Below are 15028 nucleotides of genomic sequence, written 5' to 3' on the forward strand. Positions count from 1 at the left end.
GCTCAAGGCTGCCTCCCCGAATCTGCAGCCTTGAATCAATTTCCGATTCAAACGTCAATCATTTTGTCCACGCGGCCTAGTATGATCGCGTAGCGTTCGCGCCTACACGACGCCGCTTCCGGAAAGCAGAAGCGTGGTGGGCCCGGCAGGACTTGAACCTGCGACAACACCGTTATGAGCGGCGCGTTCTAACCAACTGAACTACGGGCCCGATCCCAGGCGATCGGTAGTAAAGCAAAAGCCAGAATGACAGGTCATTCTGGCTTTTGGTATCCGGCGAAGGAAGGCCTCGGATCAAGTATCGAGGAAGCTCCTGAGCTTGCGCGAGCGGCTCGGATGCTTGAGCTTGCGCAGCGCCTTCGCCTCGATCTGTCGTATGCGCTCGCGGGTGACCGAGAACTGCTGGCCGACTTCCTCGAGCGTATGGTCGGTGTTCATGCCGATGCCGAAGCGCATCCGGAGTACGCGCTCCTCGCGCGGCGTCAGGCTGGCGAGGACCCGCGTCGTGGTCTCGCGCAGGTTCGCCTGGATCGCGGCATCGAGCGGCAGCACCGCGTTCTTGTCCTCGATGAAATCACCCAGATGCGAATCCTCCTCGTCGCCGATCGGCGTCTCGAGGCTGATCGGCTCCTTGGCGATCTTCATCACCTTGCGCACCTTCTCGAGCGGCATGCCGAGCTTCTCGGCCAGCTCCTCGGGCGTCGGCTCGCGGCCGATCTCGTGCAGCATCTGGCGCGAGGTGCGCACCAGCTTGTTGATGGTCTCGATCATATGCACCGGGATGCGGATGGTGCGGGCCTGGTCGGCGATCGAACGGGTGATCGCCTGCCGGATCCACCAGGTGGCGTAGGTCGAGAACTTGTAGCCGCGGCGGTATTCGAACTTATCGACCGCCTTCATCAGGCCGATATTGCCCTCCTGGATCAGGTCCAGGAACTGCAGGCCGCGGTTGGTGTATTTCTTCGCGATCGAGATCACGAGGCGCAGATTGGCCTCGACCATCTCCTTCTTCGCGCGGCCGGCCTCGCGCTCGCCCTTCTGGATCGTGTTGACCACGCGCCGGAAGTCGGCGATCGGCAGGCAGACATGGTCGGCGATGGCGGAGATGTCCCCGCGGATCACCTTCACCTCGTCCTTATGCTTGAGCGCGTAGTCCTTCCAGCCCTTGGAGGTCAGGCGGCCGACCTTGCTCAGCCAGCGCGGATCGAGCTCGCTGCCGTAATAGCGCTGGATGAAATCCTCGCGCTTCACGCGATGCTTCTCGGCCAGGCGCAGCAGCTGCCCCTCGAGCCCGACCAGCTTGCGGTTGAGCTGATACATCTCGCCGACAAGGCTCTCGAGCCGGCCATTGTTGAGCTTGATGGGCTTCATCAGCTCGGCCAGCTCCTGCTTCAGCTTGTCGTAGCGCTTCTCGCTGACCGGCAGGAACTTCTCGCCCTTCTTGAAGGCCTCGAGGCGCTTTTCCGCCAGGCGATCCAGCTTCTGATAGGCGCCGGCGACGGCGTCGAAGGAGAGCACGACCGTGGGCAGCAGTTCCTGCTCCATGGCCGAGAGCGACATGTTGTTCTCGTCGGTCTCCTCGCCTTCGGCCGGCGGCGCGCCGTCGGGACGCGGCTCGGCCGCCTCCTCGACTTCCTCTTCCTCTTCTTCCTCCTCGACGGCGTTGCCGCCCGCCGGGATCACGGCGTCGCCTTCCGGCGCCTTGCCATAGGTGGCTTCGAGATCGATCACGTCGCGCAGCAGCATCTGCCCGGCCTTGAGCTTGTCGCGCCATTCGATGATGGCGCGGAAGGTCAGGGGGCTCTCGGCGATGCCGCCGATCATCATGTCGCGGCCGGCCTCGATGCGCTTGGCGATCGCGATTTCGCCCTCGCGCGACAGGAGCTCGACCGAGCCCATCTCGCGCAGATACATGCGCACGGGGTCGTCGGTGCGGCCGATATCCTCGTCGCCGAGATTGCCGGTGCGGCTGCCTTCGGGGGCTTCTTCCGACTCTTCAGTCGGCGCCGCGGCCGGCTCGGCCGCGACTTCCTCGTCTTCGGATTCGACGACATTGACACCCAGCTCGTTGAGCATGGCCATCGTGTCTTCGATCTGCTCGGAGGAGACCTTGTCGGCCGGCAGCGCCTGGTTCAGCTCGTCATAAGTGACATAGCCGCGCTCTTTGCCGCGCGTGACGAGCTTCTTGACGGAGGCGCTGACGCTGTCGAGCAAGGGGCCATCGGCTCCCTCTTCGCGCGCCTCGCCATTCTCCGCCTTGGCTGCCGGTTTTGTCGCCATCTGCCTACCGCCTGACTGCTGTCGTTCTGTTCGTTGCTGGCCGATCGCCTGGGCCGCCGCCCGATGATCCGCGCCTCATCTTCAAATATGGTTCACCCGGTCGCCCGAAAAAACTCTCCGGCGCCCGCTGGTCATGTCGGCGAGCTCACTTCGCCCGTTTATCGATGTCGCGTCGCCGGCTCTCGCCCGAGAGGCTCTCGCGTTGCGCCGCCTGAAACCTGGCCCAGGCTTCGGGAGTCGCATCCGCGCCAAGTCTCTGGGCTGCGAGATCCGCTTCCAGACGCGCCTGTCTCTCCTTCATCAGACCGAGCAAATGGTCAAACGCCTCTTCCGCGGCCGTCATCTCGACCTCGGCGCGGCAGGCAGACAGACCCTTGTTTCGGGTGGTTAGCGCGTCCAGGACACCGCCAAACCCCGTTCCCACCAAGTGGCGTTTCAACCCCTCGACGTCAAGGTCCGGCGTGCCAGCCGCGTGGTCTATAACGGCTTGACGAAGCTTGTCAAGTTGGGAGTCGGCTAGCACGAGGTGTGCCAATTCCTCGGCCCGCTGATGGGCGATGCGCGGATGGCTGATGACAATGCTGAGCAACATCTCGGGTTGGCGGCGTTCCGGGTCCGGAATCCCCTGGCGCAGTGCGGCCCCGCCGCGTTCCTGGGGCGCGCCCGGATACCGGTTCGCCCCATTGCGGCCCTGGCCGAAGCCCTTGCCGCCGCTCCGCCCGGCCCCGCCGCGGCGATCCGCCATCCCCCGGTTGCCACCCGACCCGCGGTTGGTATAGCCGAACGCGTCGCCAAGCCGGCGCTCGAATTCCAGCCGGTAGTCGTCCTGGACGGTCCGGTCGGCGATGCGCGCGGCCAGGCCCGCCAGATGCTGGCGCAGGCCCGATTTGCGCTCGGGCGTGTCGAACTGCCGGCCGGCGGTCTCGGTTTCCCAGAGCAGGTCAGCCAGCCCCACGGACCGTGACAGCACCTCCTCCATCGCCGCCGGCCCCTTGGCCTTCACCAGGCTGTCGGGATCCTCGCCCTTCGGCATGATCGCGAAGCGCAGCGAGCAGCCGGGCTTGAGCAGGGGCAGCGCTCGATCGGCGCCGCGCGCAGCGGCGCGTTGTCCCGCCCCATCGCCGTCGAAACAGAGGATCGGCTCCGGCGCCAGGCGCCAGAGCAGCAGGATCTGCTCCTCGGTCAATGCGGTGCCCAAGGGCGCCACCGCCTGGGCCAGGCCCGCCTGGCTCATGGCGATCACATCCATATAGCCCTCGGCGACGACGACCTCGTTCTTCTGCCGGATCGATTCCTGGGCCTGGGCGAGACCGAACAGTACACGGCCCTTATGGAACAGCGGCGTCTCGGGCGAATTCAGATATTTGGGCTCGCCCTCGCCCATCACGCGGCCGCCGAAGGCGATCACGCGGCCGCGCCGGTCGGTGATCGGGAACATCACGCGGCCCCGGAACCGGTCATAAGAGGCGCCGCCGCCGACGCCATTCTCGGCCGGCGGCTTGATCAGGAGCCCGCCTTCGACCAGCAGCGCTTCCGGAAATCCCTGCTTGGTCAGCGCTTCCTTGAGGCTGCCGCGGGAATCGGGCGCGTAGCCGAGGCGGAAGCGCGCGATGGTCTCCTCGGTGAGCGACCGATTCTCGAGATAGTCGCGCGCCGTGCGCCCGCGTCCACCCTTGAGCTCGGCCTCGAAGAATTTGGCCGCGGCTTCCATCGCGCCGAGCAGGGTGCTCTGGCGCTCGGCCTTCTCCCGCGCCTCGGGATCGGGCTGGGGCACGGCCAAGCCCGCCTCATTGGCGAGCCGCTCGACCGCCTCGAGAAAGCTCGACCCTTCGGCCCGCATCACGAAGGTCATGGCGTCGCCATGGGCGCCGCAGCCGAAGCAATGGAAGAAGCCCTTCTCCTCATTGACAGTGAAGGAGGGCGTCTTCTCGTTATGGAAGGGACAGAGCCCGACGAAATCGCGGCCGCGCTTCTGCAGCTTCACGCGGCGCCCGACCACATCCGCCAGCGGCAGGCGGCTTCTCAACTCGTCGAGAAACTGTGGGGGGAAGGCCATGAGCGGCGCGAAACTCCTGAAGCGGCCGAAGGCCCGATTTTGCAGGCCGAGTGTCCGCCCAGCGCCGAGTCGAGGGCAAGGCGCGAATCCCAGGAAACATGGGGATTACGCGAATGGAACAGCGGCAGAGCTGGTAAGTGGGCCGCGGCCGGCCGGCTTCAAGTGTCGGGCTTCAACTGCGGCGGTCAGGTCCCGAGCTTCTGCTTCACCAGCTGGCCGGCCTTGCCGAAATCCATCCGACCGGCGAAGCGCTGCTTCAGCAAGCCCATGATCTTGCCCATATCTTTGATGGTCGTCGCACCGGTTTCGCCGATCGCCGCGGTCACCGCCTCGCCCATCTCGGCCTCGCTCATCTGCTTGGGCAGGAAGCGCTCGATGACGCCGATCTCCTCCTGCTCCTGCTGGGCGAGCTCCAGCCGGCCGCCCTTTTCATAGAGCTCGATCGATTCGCGGCGCTGGCGCACCATCTTATGCAGCATCTCGACGATCTCATCCTCGCCGATACCGTCGGTCACACCCTTCGGCCGCGCCGCGATATCGCGGTCCTTCAATGCCGCCAGGATCAGGCGCACGGTCGAGACCGCGCGCAGATCGCGCGACTTCATGGCCGTCTTCAGGGCTTCGGTCAGGTCGGTGCGCAACATGGGGCCACTCGCGGTATGAGAGACGCGGAAACGCAGGGGCAACGCGCCCGACTCCGGCCGATCTCGGGAAAGCGTTCAGGGTAGCGGATCGAGCTTCCGCAGGCAATTTCGCCGCGCTCTCGCAAACGCTTGATTTCTCTCGGAGAAACAAAACACTTCCGGCTTGACGCGCGCGACGGCTTTGCTTAATAACCCCGCCAACTTGAGCGACGCGACGCGCGTGACCATATGGGTGTGCGCCGCGAACCTCCTCCCCCGCGATCGCCAGGATCCTTCCGCCGATGAGCGAGACCCAAAACACGCCTGCCCCGAACGCTTCAGGGGGGCGGCGTTCCTGGGCCACGGCGGTGCTGGCACTGGCGGACGGACAGCTGATCTGGGGCCACGGCATCGGCGCGATCGGCAAGGCCGTCGGCGAGGTCTGCTTCAACACCTCGCTCACCGGCTATCAGGAGATCCTCACCGATCCTTCCTATGCCGGCCAGATCATCACCTTCACCTTCCCGCATATCGGCAATGTCGGCACCAATCTCGAGGATATCGAGACGATCACGCCGGCCGCGCGCGGATTGATCCTGCGCGCCGACATCACCGAGCCCTCGAATTGGCGCGCGACGCAGCATCTCGATGGCTGGCTCAAGGCGCGCAATCTCATCGGCATCGCCGGCATCGATACGCGCCAGCTCACGCGGCGCATCCGCGACGCGGGCGCGCCCTCGGGCGTGGTCTGCCATGCGCCGGACAAGAAGTTCGACGAAGCGGCCCTGATCGCCGAAGCCAAGGCCTGGCCCGGTCTCGACGGCATGGATCTCGCGATCGAGGTCAGCTGCCGGCAGAGCTATGGCTGGGACGAGACGCGCTGGACGCTCGAAGACGGCTATGGCCAGCAGGCCAATCCGCGCTTTCATGTCGTCGCCGTCGATTACGGCGCCAAGCGCAACATCCTGCGCTGCCTGGCCTCGATCGGCGCCAAGGTGACGGTGGTGCCGGCGACGGCCACGGCCGAAGACATCCTGCGTCACAAGCCCGACGGTATCTTCCTCTCGAACGGTCCGGGCGATCCGGCCGCCACCGGCGAATATGCGGTGCCGGTGATCCGCAACCTGCTCGAGACCGAGATCCCCCTCTTCGGCATCTGCCTCGGCCATCAGCTGCTGGCACTGGCGCTGGGCGGCAAGACCAGGAAGATGGCGATCGGCCATCGCGGCGCCAACCATCCGGTCAAGGACCTCGCCACCGGCAAGGTAGAGATCACCAGCCAGAATCACGGCTTCTGCGTCCTGCCGGAATCGCTGCCCGCGGGCGTCGAGGTCTCGCATGTCTCGCTCTTCGACGGCTCGAACGAAGGCCTGCGCCTCAAGGACAAGCCGGTCTTCTCGGTGCAATACCACCCCGAAGCCTCGCCCGGGCCCCAGGACAGCCACTATCTCTTCAAGCGCTTCGCCGACCTCATTGAGAAGAAGCGGAGCTGAATCCAGAGATCATGCCAAAGCGTACTGACATCAAGTCGATCATGATCATCGGTGCCGGGCCGATCGTGATCGGGCAGGCTTGCGAGTTCGATTATTCGGGGACCCAGGCCTGCCAGGCGCTGAAGCAGGAAGGCTATCGCGTCGTGCTGGTGAATTCGAACCCGGCCACGATCATGACCGATCCGGGCCTGGCCGACGCCACCTATATCGAGCCGATCACGCCCGAGATCGTGACCCGCATCCTGGAGAAGGAGCGGCCCGACGCGCTGCTGCCGACCATGGGCGGGCAGACCGCACTCAACACCGCGATGAAGCTCGCCAAGTCGGGCGTGCTGGAGCGGCTCGGCGTGGAGCTCATCGGCGCCAAGGCCGACGCGATCGAGCTGGCCGAGGACCGCTTGCTGTTCCGCCAGGCGATGGAGCGCATCGGCCTCAAGAGCCCCAAGAGCCATCTGGTCAACACGCTCGAGGACGCGATCGAGGCGATGGAGCAGATCGGGCTCCCCTGCGTCATCCGCCCCTCCTTCACGCTGGGCGGCACCGGCGGCGGCATCGCCTATAACCGCGACGAGTTCGAGAACATCGCCGCCGGGGGCTTGCGCGCCTCGCCGGTCAGCCAGGTGCTGATCGAGGAGTCGGTGCTGGGCTGGAAAGAATATGAGATGGAGGTGGTGCGCGACCGCAACGACAACTGCATCATCATCTGCTCGATCGAGAACATCGATCCGATGGGCATCCATACCGGCGACAGCGTGACGGTGGCACCCGCCCTGACGCTCACCGACAAGGAGTATCAGATCATGCGCGACGCCTCGATCGCGGTGTTGCGCGAGATCGGCGTCGATACCGGCGGATCCAACGTGCAGTTCGCGGTCGACCCGAAGTCGGGCCGCATGGTCGTGATCGAGATGAATCCGCGCGTTTCGCGCTCCTCGGCGCTGGCTTCGAAGGCCACCGGCTTCCCGATCGCCAAGATCGCGGCCAAGCTCGCGGTCGGCTACAGCCTCGACGAGCTCAAGAACGACATCACCCGCGTGACGCCGGCCTCCTTCGAGCCGACCATCGACTATGTCGTCACCAAGATGCCGCGCTTCACCTTCGAGAAGTTCAAGGGGGCCGAACCGCTGCTGACGACCGCGATGAAGTCGGTCGGCGAGGCCATGTCGATCGGCCGCAATTTCCAGGAATCGGTGCAGAAGGCGCTGCGCTCGATGGAGACCGGCCTGACCGGCCTCAACGAGGTGGTGGTGCCGGGCGCCGATCCGATCCTGTCGATCCGGGCCATGCTGGCGCGGCCGACACCCGACCGGCTGCTGGTGGCGGCACAGGCTTTCCGTCTCGGCCTCTCGGTCGAAGACATCAACGCCATCACCCATTACGACCCCTGGTTCCTGCGCGAGATCGAGGCCCTGGTCGCGACCGAGGCGAAGATCCGCAAGGCCGGCCTGCCTCAGGACGCGACCGGCTGGGTCCGCATCAAGAAGATGGGCTTCTCCGACGCACGCATCGCCGAGCTTGTCGGCAAGGACGAGGCCACGGTCTCCCAGGCGCGCCGCCGCGCCGGCGTCACGCCGGTCTATAAGCGCGTCGATACCTGCGCCGCCGAGTTCGCCTCCGACACGCCTTATATGTACGGCACCTATGAAGGCGACGGCGTCGAGGCGCCCGAATGCGAGGCCAATCCCTCGAACCGGCGCAAGATCATCATCCTCGGCGGCGGCCCCAACCGCATCGGCCAGGGCATCGAGTTCGACTATTGCTGCGTCCATGCGGCCTATGCGCTGAAGGAAGCCGGGTTCGAGACCATCATGGTCAATTGCAACCCCGAGACCGTCTCGACCGACTACGACACCTCGGACCGGCTCTATTTCGAGCCGCTGACGGCCGAGGACGTGGTCGAGATCGCCCGGGTCGAGCAGCGCAAGGGCAAGCTCGAAGGCGTGATCGTGCAGTTCGGAGGCCAGACGCCGCTGAAGCTGGCGGCGGCACTCGAGGCCGCCGAGATCCCGATCCTCGGCACCTCGCCCGATGCGATCGACCTGGCCGAGGACCGCGAACGCTTCCAGGCGCTGCTGGCGAAACTGAAGCTGCGCCAGCCGGCCAACGGCACGGCGCGTTCGGGCGCCGAGGCGCTCAAGATCGCCAACCATATCGGCTATCCCGTCGTGATCCGTCCCTCCTATGTGCTGGGCGGCCGCGCCATGGAGATCGTCCATGACGACACCGATCTCGAGCGCTACATCAAGACCGCGGTCACGGTGTCGGGCTCGAGCCCGGTGCTGATCGACTCCTACCTGCAGGATGCGGTCGAGGTCGATGTCGACGCGGTCGCCGACGGCACGGATGTCTATGTCGCCGGCATCATGGAACATATCGAGGAGGCCGGAATCCATTCCGGCGATTCCGCCTGCTCGCTGCCGCCCTATCATCTGTCGGCCGAGATCATCGCCGAGCTCGAAAGCCAGACCGTGGCGCTGGCCAAGGCGCTCAATGTCGTCGGCCTCATGAACACGCAGTTCGCCGTCAAGGACGGCATGATCTATGTGCTCGAAGTCAATCCGCGCGCGAGCCGCACCGTGCCCTTCGTCGCCAAGGCGACCGGCCAGCCGATCGCCAAGATCGCGGCCCGCGTCATGGCCGGCGAGAAGCTCGCCGACCTGAAGCCGGTGCCGATGAATGACGGGCATATCGCGGTCAAAGAGGCCGTGTTCCCCTTCGCGCGCTTCCCCGGCGTCGACGTGCTCCTCGGCCCGGAGATGAAATCGACCGGCGAGGTGATGGGCCTCGATCGCGATTTTGGCCATGCCTTCGCCAAGGCGCAGCTGGGAGCGGGCGTCGATCTGCCGACCAAGGGCACCGTCTTCATCTCGGTCAAGGACCGTGACAAATCGGCCATGATCGAGATCGGCCGCAACCTGGTGGCCATGGGTTTCAGCCTGATCGCCACCGGCGGCACGCAGCGTTTCCTCGCGGCCGAGGGCCTGCCCGTCACCCGCATCAACAAGGTGCTGGAAGGCCGGCCCCATGTGGTCGACGCCATGAAAAACGGCCGGGTTCAGCTGGTTTTCAACACCACCGAGGGAGCGGCCGCCATCGCCGACAGCGCCTCCATCCGGCAGAGCGCGCTTCTAGGAAATATCCCTTACTATACAACGGTTTCCGGTGCGCGGGCGGCCGTGGCCGCAATTGCCGCACTGGCCTCGGGGCCGCTTGAAGTCGCGCCCCTGCAATCGTACTTTAAGCGCGGGTTCTGATCATCGGCCCAACACGGGTTGCGGCCGAGGGTGTGCTTTTGCCTCTGCGGACATAGGGTCCCGTGGCGGCGAGCCATGGCCCCATCCCGTTGACATCACCGTTCTTTTCTTCGATTTCGTGGTTGGAATGGCATGACCAAGATTCCCATGACGGCAGACGGCTTCACCCGTCTCGAGGACGAGCTGAGGCATCTGAAGTCGGTCGAACGGCCGGCGGTCATTCGCGCCATCGCCGAGGCGCGCGAACATGGCGACCTGTCCGAGAACGCCGAGTATCACGCCGCGCGTGAACGCCAGAGCTTCATCGAGGGCCGGGTGGCCGAGCTCGAGGACAAGATCTCGCGCGCCGAGGTGATCGACGTCAGCCGTCTTTCCGGCAAGGAAGTGAAATTCGGCGCGACCGTCACGCTGCTGGACGAGGACACCGAGGAAAAGGCCAGCTACCAGATCGTTGGGCAGGATGAGTCCGACATCGCGGCCAAGCGGCTCTCGATCTCCTCGCCGCTCGCGCGCGCGCTCATCGGCAAGCATGTCGGCGACACCATCGAAGTGACCACCCCCGGTGGCTCCAAGTCCTACGAAATCACCAAGGTCGCGTTCAAGTAAGGCGACCTCTTCTGCCGCTGGCACGGAACCGTCTGGCGGTTCCGTGTCACCGGAGCCGCGTGGTTTCTTCGATGTCGCCTTCACCGATGCGGTCAAAGCCGTGCAGACGCGGCTGGGTTCGCGCGGGCGCAACGAGGAGATCGAGAGGAGTCCCGCCCGCAACCGGATCACGCCCGAGCTGGCGGCCTGGCTGGCCGAACGCAACAGCGTCTTCCTCGGCACCGCCAGCGCCGATGGCCGCCCCTATATCCAGCATCGCGGCGGCCCGCCGGGCTTCATCGTCACGCTCGACGACCAGCATCTCGCCTTCGCCGACCTGCCCGGCAACAAGCAATACATCACGCTGGGCAATCTCAGCGAGAATGACCGCGCCATCATCTTCGCGGTCGATTACGCCCACCGCCAGCGCATCAAGGTCTGGGGTCGGGCGGAAGTGATCGAGAACGATCCGGCGCTGATCGAGCGATTGACGCCACCCAAATCCAGACTGCGCCCGCAACGCGTGATCCGCTTCCGTCTCGAGGGCTGGGATATCAACTGCCCTCAGCATATCCCCCAGCTCTTCAGCGCCGAAGAAGTCGAAGCCGCCAGCATGGCCATGCTGGCGCGCATCCAGGAGCTGGAAGAGGAAGTGGCGCGGCTCAAGGGCAAGAAGAGCTGACGCGCCGTTCCCGCCCTGCTTCGGTCACGTCGAGGTCAGGGCAGCGGTCGAGAGCCAGCACCCATCCCAGGCCAACCAGCAACTGGCATCCGGTGGGGTCCCTCGCCTCAGCGAGCGCACCTTGCTGGCATTGCGATGCGCGAAGGCTGCTCGCGTCTTTCGCTCCTGCTCGGCGTCACGCTGGCCCTGGCAGCCGATGAACATCGCCTGTGTCAGGATGCGGGCTTCGAATCCCTTCGGCGCGGCGCCGACCAGCAGCATGCCGCCCCACCCTTTGTCCGGCGTCAGCGGGAACAGGAGACGGCCTCCCGGCCGCAGGCAATCCAGCCATATGTCCGCCGGGTGGGTCGCCCCCGCATTCACATAGATGGCGTCGCTTGGCGGCAACGGCCCGACGGCGCCCGAACGGTTGTGGATCGTGACATTCGGCCTGTCGGCGAGGAGGGCGGCCGCATGTCGAGAGAGCCGTTCGTCGATCTCGTAGGCCTCCACCTTGCCTTGCGGACCGACGAGATGGGCCAGAATGGCCGTGTAGTATCCGGTTCCGACGCCGACATGGATGACCGTGTCGCCGGGGCGCGGATCGAGCGAGAGGAGCGATCGCGCATGAAGGCTGGGCTGGCCGTTATTGATGCCCTGCTCCTCCGCCAGCGCCACGACGACGTCCTGATAGATCAGGGCGGGATCGTCGGACGGGGTGACGATATAGCGGTCGCCGGTGAAGATGCGCCAGGGGCCGGGTCCGAGAAACTTCTCCCGGGGAATCGTGCGAAAAGCCTCGTTCAGCCGTTCGACATCTCCCTTCAACCGTCTGGTCAGAAGATCGGCGTAGAGCTGGCGAAGTTGCGCGATGCGCTCTGCGCTCACGGGCGTTCTCTCGCTCATGGCGGGGCTGAGGGAGACAGCTGCGCCTGCTGCGGCCCGCTTTACTGCGCCGCGACCAGCTCGTCTTCGACGTCGATCGGCACGCCGGGCGCGTTCTTGCAGGTGCGGATGGCCAAGGCCGACTTCACATGGCTGACATTCGGCGCGGCGGTGAGCTTGGTGGTGAGGAAGCGCTGATAGGCGTCCCAATCGACCGCGACCACCTTGAGCAGGAAATCCATCTCGCCCGCGAGCATGTGGCACTCGCGCACTTCCGGCCAGGAGTTGGTCAGGGCCTCGAAGGCCTTGAGGTCATGCTCGGCCTGGCTCGACAGCCCGACCTGGGCGAAGACCGACACGCCATAGCCCAAGGCCTCGGCATTGAGGTCCGCATGGTAGCCGCGGATGAAGCCCGCTTCTTCCAGGGCCCGCACGCGGCGCAGACAGGGCGGCGCCGAGATGCCGGCGCGGCGCGCCAGATCCACGTTGGTCATGCGACCGTCCTGCTGGAGGTCGTTGAGGATTTTCCGGTCGATTCGGTCGAGCTTGACCCGGCGCATGATTTCCCTCGGTCGGGCGGTGGCGGGTTATGCGCAATTATATTGCCGAAAGCCCGGGGCCGCCAGCCATCGCCGCCCGAAAACCAGCAGCGGACGGCAGGGCCAACCGCTGTTTATCCCTAAGGAAAGCAAGGATTTTGACCGAAATTTGCAGAGGTCCGCGTTCGGAGCATGGCTTGTTTCCGCAAGCGCCCCACCCTTATTGTGAGGGGACCGGTTTTCGCATCCCCCGGCGTCGCCCGAACGGGTCCCTTCGAGGCAGGGTCCCGTAACAGCGGCGCTCCGCTATCCCCAGGCCGATTCGGCCCGCTAAATTCGCCTCCCTATGGAAACGACGAGCCCAAGGATCGGCCCCTCATGGCGCAGCAGCATCACGTCAAACTCCTGATCATCGGTTCGGGTCCCGCGGGCCTCACGGCCGCGATCTATGCGGCGCGCGCCAATCTCAAGCCGACCCTGCTCGAGGGCATCCAGCCCGGCGGCCAGATGACGATCACCACCGATGTGGAAAATTATCCGGGCTTCGCCGACGTGATCCAGGGGCCGTGGCTGATGGAGCAGATGCGCGCGCAGGCGCTCCATGTCGGCACCAAGATCCACACCGACACTATCACCTCGCTCGATCTGTCGCGCCGGCCCTTCCGCTGCGTCGCCGACAGCGGCGACATCTATCTTGCCGAGAGCATCATCATCGCGACCGGTGCCCAGGCGCGCTGGCTCGGACTCGAGAGCGAGCAGCGCCTGCGCGGCGCCGGCGTCTCGGCCTGCGCCACCTGCGACGGTTTCTTCTTTCGCGGCAGGGAGGTCGTGCTGGTCGGCGGTGGCAACACCGCGGTCGAGGAAGCGATCTATCTGAGCCATATCGCCAGCAAGGTGACCGTGATCCATCGCCGCGACAGCTTCCGCGCCGAGAAGATCATGCAGGAGCGCCTGTTCAAGAATCCGAAGATCCATGTGGTCTGGGACAGCGTCGTCGAGGAAGTCCTCGCCGCCGGCGACCCGCCGGGCGTCACCGGGGTGCGCGTGCGCAATGTCAGGAGCGGCAAGACGGGCGAGATCGACTGCGACGGGTTCTTCGTCGCCATCGGCCACACGCCCGCGACCGAGCTGTTCAAGGGCCAGATCGAGATGGACGCGGAAGGCTACATCGTGAGCAGGCCCGACAGCACCAAGACCTCCGTCCGTGGCGTGTTCGCGGCGGGCGACGTGAAGGACAAGGTGTTTCGCCAGGCCGTGACGGCGGCTGGCATGGGCTGCATGGCGGCGCTCGAAGCCGAGAAGTTCCTCGCCTTCGAGGCCGCCGAAAGCGAGCCGGCCGCGGCGGAATAGCCGGGTCGGTTCAGGGGTGCCTGCCGGAGCCCGAAGGGACGGGCGACGGCAGGTCAATCGCTATTGCGTCAGGGGGCCGGTCCGGCCATGGCTATGGATTGGGATAAGCTCAGGATTTTTCACGCCGTCGCGGAGGCCGGCAGCTTCACCCATGCGGGCGAGGTGCTGAACCTCTCGCAATCAGCGGTGAGCCGTCAGATCAGCGCGCTCGAAGAGAGCCTCAATGTCGTGCTGTTCCACCGTCATGCGCGCGGCCTGATCCTGACCGAGCAGGGTGAGCTGCTCTACCGTACCGCCCATGACGTCTTCGCCAAGCTCGCCATGACCGAGGCGCAGCTGGCCGAGAGCAAGGAACGGCCGAAGGGCCGGCTCAAGATCACGGCGACCGTGGCGCTGGGCTCGACCTGGCTCACGCCGCGCATGGCCGAGTTCGTCGATCTCTATCCCGATGTCGGCGTCGATCTCGTGCTCGAGGATCGCGAGCTCGATCTCAGCATGCGCGAGGCCGACGTCGCGATCCGCATGGCGCCGCCGCGCCAGCCGGGCCTGATTCAGCGGCATCTGATGACGGTGCGGATGCCGATCTATGCGGCGCCCGACTATATCAAGCGCTTCGGGGCGCCCGAGAGTGCCGCCGATCTCGACAAGCATCGCATCATCGTGTTCGGCGAGGAGGTCCGTCCCCCCGTCCCGGAAGTGAACTGGCTCTTGCGCGCCGGCACGCCGCCCGACCGGCCGCGCCAGGCTGCCCTCACCGTCAATAACAGTTATGCAATCTTGCGCGCGGTGCAGAACGGGATCGGCATCGCGAGCCTCGCGACCTACATGGCGCATGACACGCCCAACGTGGTGCGAGTCCTGCCGGAGCTTGAAGGTCCCCGAGTCGATGCCTATTTCGTCTATCCGGAAGAGCTGCGGAACTCGAAACGCATCCAGGTGTTCCGCGATTTTCTCTTGAGAAAAGTGGCCGCCGCCGAAACCTGATTCATCGACCAACAATCGCCCGCTGCCTCGATCGTTCTTTGATGTCAATAGGATGACATTCCCGGCCCGACCTCGCCGCACCGGTCTTTCGAGGTTGGGAAAATGGTATGCGATTGGCGCATATCTCGCCTGTGATTTTGACTCTGGTCCAGGCGGACAGCTTCGCTACTTATTCTAATATCTGCTGCATCGCACAATCGCGAGGTGGCAGGACGAGTTTCGGCGGAACCCCTGGTTTCGCCACATCGGATCCGGGTGCAAGGCCCGGATGAGGGTTTTCGGACCCTTACGTCTCCCAGACGTGAAGCCTCCCTGTTT

The 15028-nt window shown here is 65.3% G+C and carries 11 protein-coding genes and 1 tRNA gene; 6 read left to right on the top strand and 6 right to left on the bottom strand.

Annotation, left to right across the window (positions count from 1 at the left end; translation table 11 throughout):
• Window positions 1–134 precede the first annotated feature (134 nt).
• The 4 genes from ACREE8_RS13275 to ACREE8_RS13290 form a co-directional block, all read right to left on the bottom strand.
• Window positions 135–211: transfer RNA gene (locus ACREE8_RS13275), tRNA-Ile, on the bottom strand.
• 83 nt (window positions 212–294) lie between these two features.
• Window positions 295–2280 (bottom strand): RNA polymerase sigma factor RpoD, encoded by a 1986-nt coding sequence (gene rpoD, locus ACREE8_RS13280; RefSeq protein WP_431573484.1) that lies wholly within the window; start codon window positions 2278–2280, stop codon window positions 295–297.
• Between the two features lie 145 nt (window positions 2281–2425).
• The gene (gene dnaG / locus ACREE8_RS13285) at window positions 2426–4336 is read right to left on the bottom strand and encodes a DNA primase (protein WP_431573485.1); all 1911 of its coding nucleotides are present in this window, start codon (window positions 4334–4336) and stop codon (window positions 2426–2428) included.
• A 185-nt stretch (window positions 4337–4521) separates the two neighbouring features.
• Window positions 4522–4980, bottom strand: coding sequence for a GatB/YqeY domain-containing protein (locus ACREE8_RS13290; protein WP_431573486.1), 459 nt, complete (start codon window positions 4978–4980; stop codon window positions 4522–4524).
• A 281-nt stretch (window positions 4981–5261) separates the two neighbouring features.
• Between ACREE8_RS13290 and carA the strand changes: the two genes are divergently transcribed.
• The 4 genes from carA to ACREE8_RS13310 all read left to right on the top strand — a co-directional run bounded on the left by carA (window position 5262) and on the right by ACREE8_RS13310 (window position 10973).
• Window positions 5262–6452, top strand: a complete 1191-nt coding sequence (gene carA, locus ACREE8_RS13295; protein ID WP_431573487.1) for a glutamine-hydrolyzing carbamoyl-phosphate synthase small subunit — start codon at window positions 5262–5264, stop codon at window positions 6450–6452.
• An 11-nt stretch (window positions 6453–6463) separates the two neighbouring features.
• Window positions 6464–9706, top strand: coding sequence for a carbamoyl-phosphate synthase large subunit (gene carB / locus ACREE8_RS13300; RefSeq protein ID WP_431573488.1), 3243 nt, complete (start codon window positions 6464–6466; stop codon window positions 9704–9706).
• 132 nt (window positions 9707–9838) lie between these two features.
• Complete coding sequence (gene greA / locus ACREE8_RS13305; RefSeq protein WP_151176160.1) at window positions 9839–10312, top strand: transcription elongation factor GreA; 474 nt, start codon at window positions 9839–9841, stop codon at window positions 10310–10312.
• Between the two features lie 43 nt (window positions 10313–10355).
• Entirely contained in the window at window positions 10356–10973 is a 618-nt protein-coding gene (locus ACREE8_RS13310) for a pyridoxamine 5'-phosphate oxidase family protein (RefSeq protein ID WP_431573489.1), read from the top strand.
• A gap of 24 nt (window positions 10974–10997) precedes the next feature.
• Here the strand turns inward: ACREE8_RS13310 and ACREE8_RS13315 are convergent, their stop codons facing one another.
• Window positions 10998–11840, bottom strand: coding sequence for a protein-L-isoaspartate O-methyltransferase family protein (locus tag ACREE8_RS13315; protein WP_431573490.1), 843 nt, complete (start codon window positions 11838–11840; stop codon window positions 10998–11000).
• Between the two features lie 59 nt (window positions 11841–11899).
• Window positions 11900–12397 carry an Lrp/AsnC family transcriptional regulator gene (locus tag ACREE8_RS13320; protein WP_151176158.1) on the bottom strand — a complete coding sequence of 166 codons (498 nt, stop codon included), beginning with the start codon at window positions 12395–12397 and terminating at the stop codon, window positions 11900–11902.
• Window positions 12398–12754: 357 nt separating this feature from the next.
• On the opposite strand from ACREE8_RS13320, the gene trxB reads away from it, so the two are divergent.
• Both trxB and ACREE8_RS13330 read left to right on the top strand, forming a co-directional pair.
• The gene (gene trxB, locus ACREE8_RS13325; RefSeq protein ID WP_431573491.1) at window positions 12755–13726 is read left to right on the top strand and encodes a thioredoxin-disulfide reductase; all 972 of its coding nucleotides are present in this window, start codon (window positions 12755–12757) and stop codon (window positions 13724–13726) included.
• 93 nt (window positions 13727–13819) lie between these two features.
• Window positions 13820–14710, top strand: a complete 891-nt coding sequence (locus tag ACREE8_RS13330) for a LysR family transcriptional regulator (RefSeq protein ID WP_431573492.1) — start codon at window positions 13820–13822, stop codon at window positions 14708–14710.
• Window positions 14711–15028 lie beyond the last annotated feature (318 nt).

Origin of the sequence: Hypericibacter sp. (assembly GCF_050729195.1) — a bacterium.
Lineage (GTDB): Bacteria > Pseudomonadota > Alphaproteobacteria > Dongiales > Dongiaceae > Hypericibacter.

Excerpts from the sequence above, each read along its gene's own strand:
- carA (WP_431573487.1), top strand. The coding sequence starts at position 5,262 with ATGAGCGAGACCCAAAACACGCCTGCCCCGAACGCTTCAGGGGGGCGG.
- ACREE8_RS13330 (WP_431573492.1), top strand. The coding sequence starts at position 13,820 with ATGGATTGGGATAAGCTCAGGATTTTTCACGCCGTCGCGGAGGCCGGC.
- carB (WP_431573488.1), top strand. The coding sequence starts at position 6,464 with ATGCCAAAGCGTACTGACATCAAGTCGATCATGATCATCGGTGCCGGG.
- greA (WP_151176160.1), top strand. The coding sequence starts at position 9,839 with ATGACCAAGATTCCCATGACGGCAGACGGCTTCACCCGTCTCGAGGAC.
- dnaG (WP_431573485.1), bottom strand. The coding sequence starts at position 4,336 with ATGGCCTTCCCCCCACAGTTTCTCGACGAGTTGAGAAGCCGCCTGCCG.
- rpoD (WP_431573484.1), bottom strand. The coding sequence starts at position 2,280 with ATGGCGACAAAACCGGCAGCCAAGGCGGAGAATGGCGAGGCGCGCGAA.
- trxB (WP_431573491.1), top strand. The coding sequence starts at position 12,755 with ATGGCGCAGCAGCATCACGTCAAACTCCTGATCATCGGTTCGGGTCCC.
- ACREE8_RS13320 (WP_151176158.1), bottom strand. The coding sequence starts at position 12,397 with ATGCGCCGGGTCAAGCTCGACCGAATCGACCGGAAAATCCTCAACGAC.
- ACREE8_RS13290 (WP_431573486.1), bottom strand. The coding sequence starts at position 4,980 with ATGTTGCGCACCGACCTGACCGAAGCCCTGAAGACGGCCATGAAGTCG.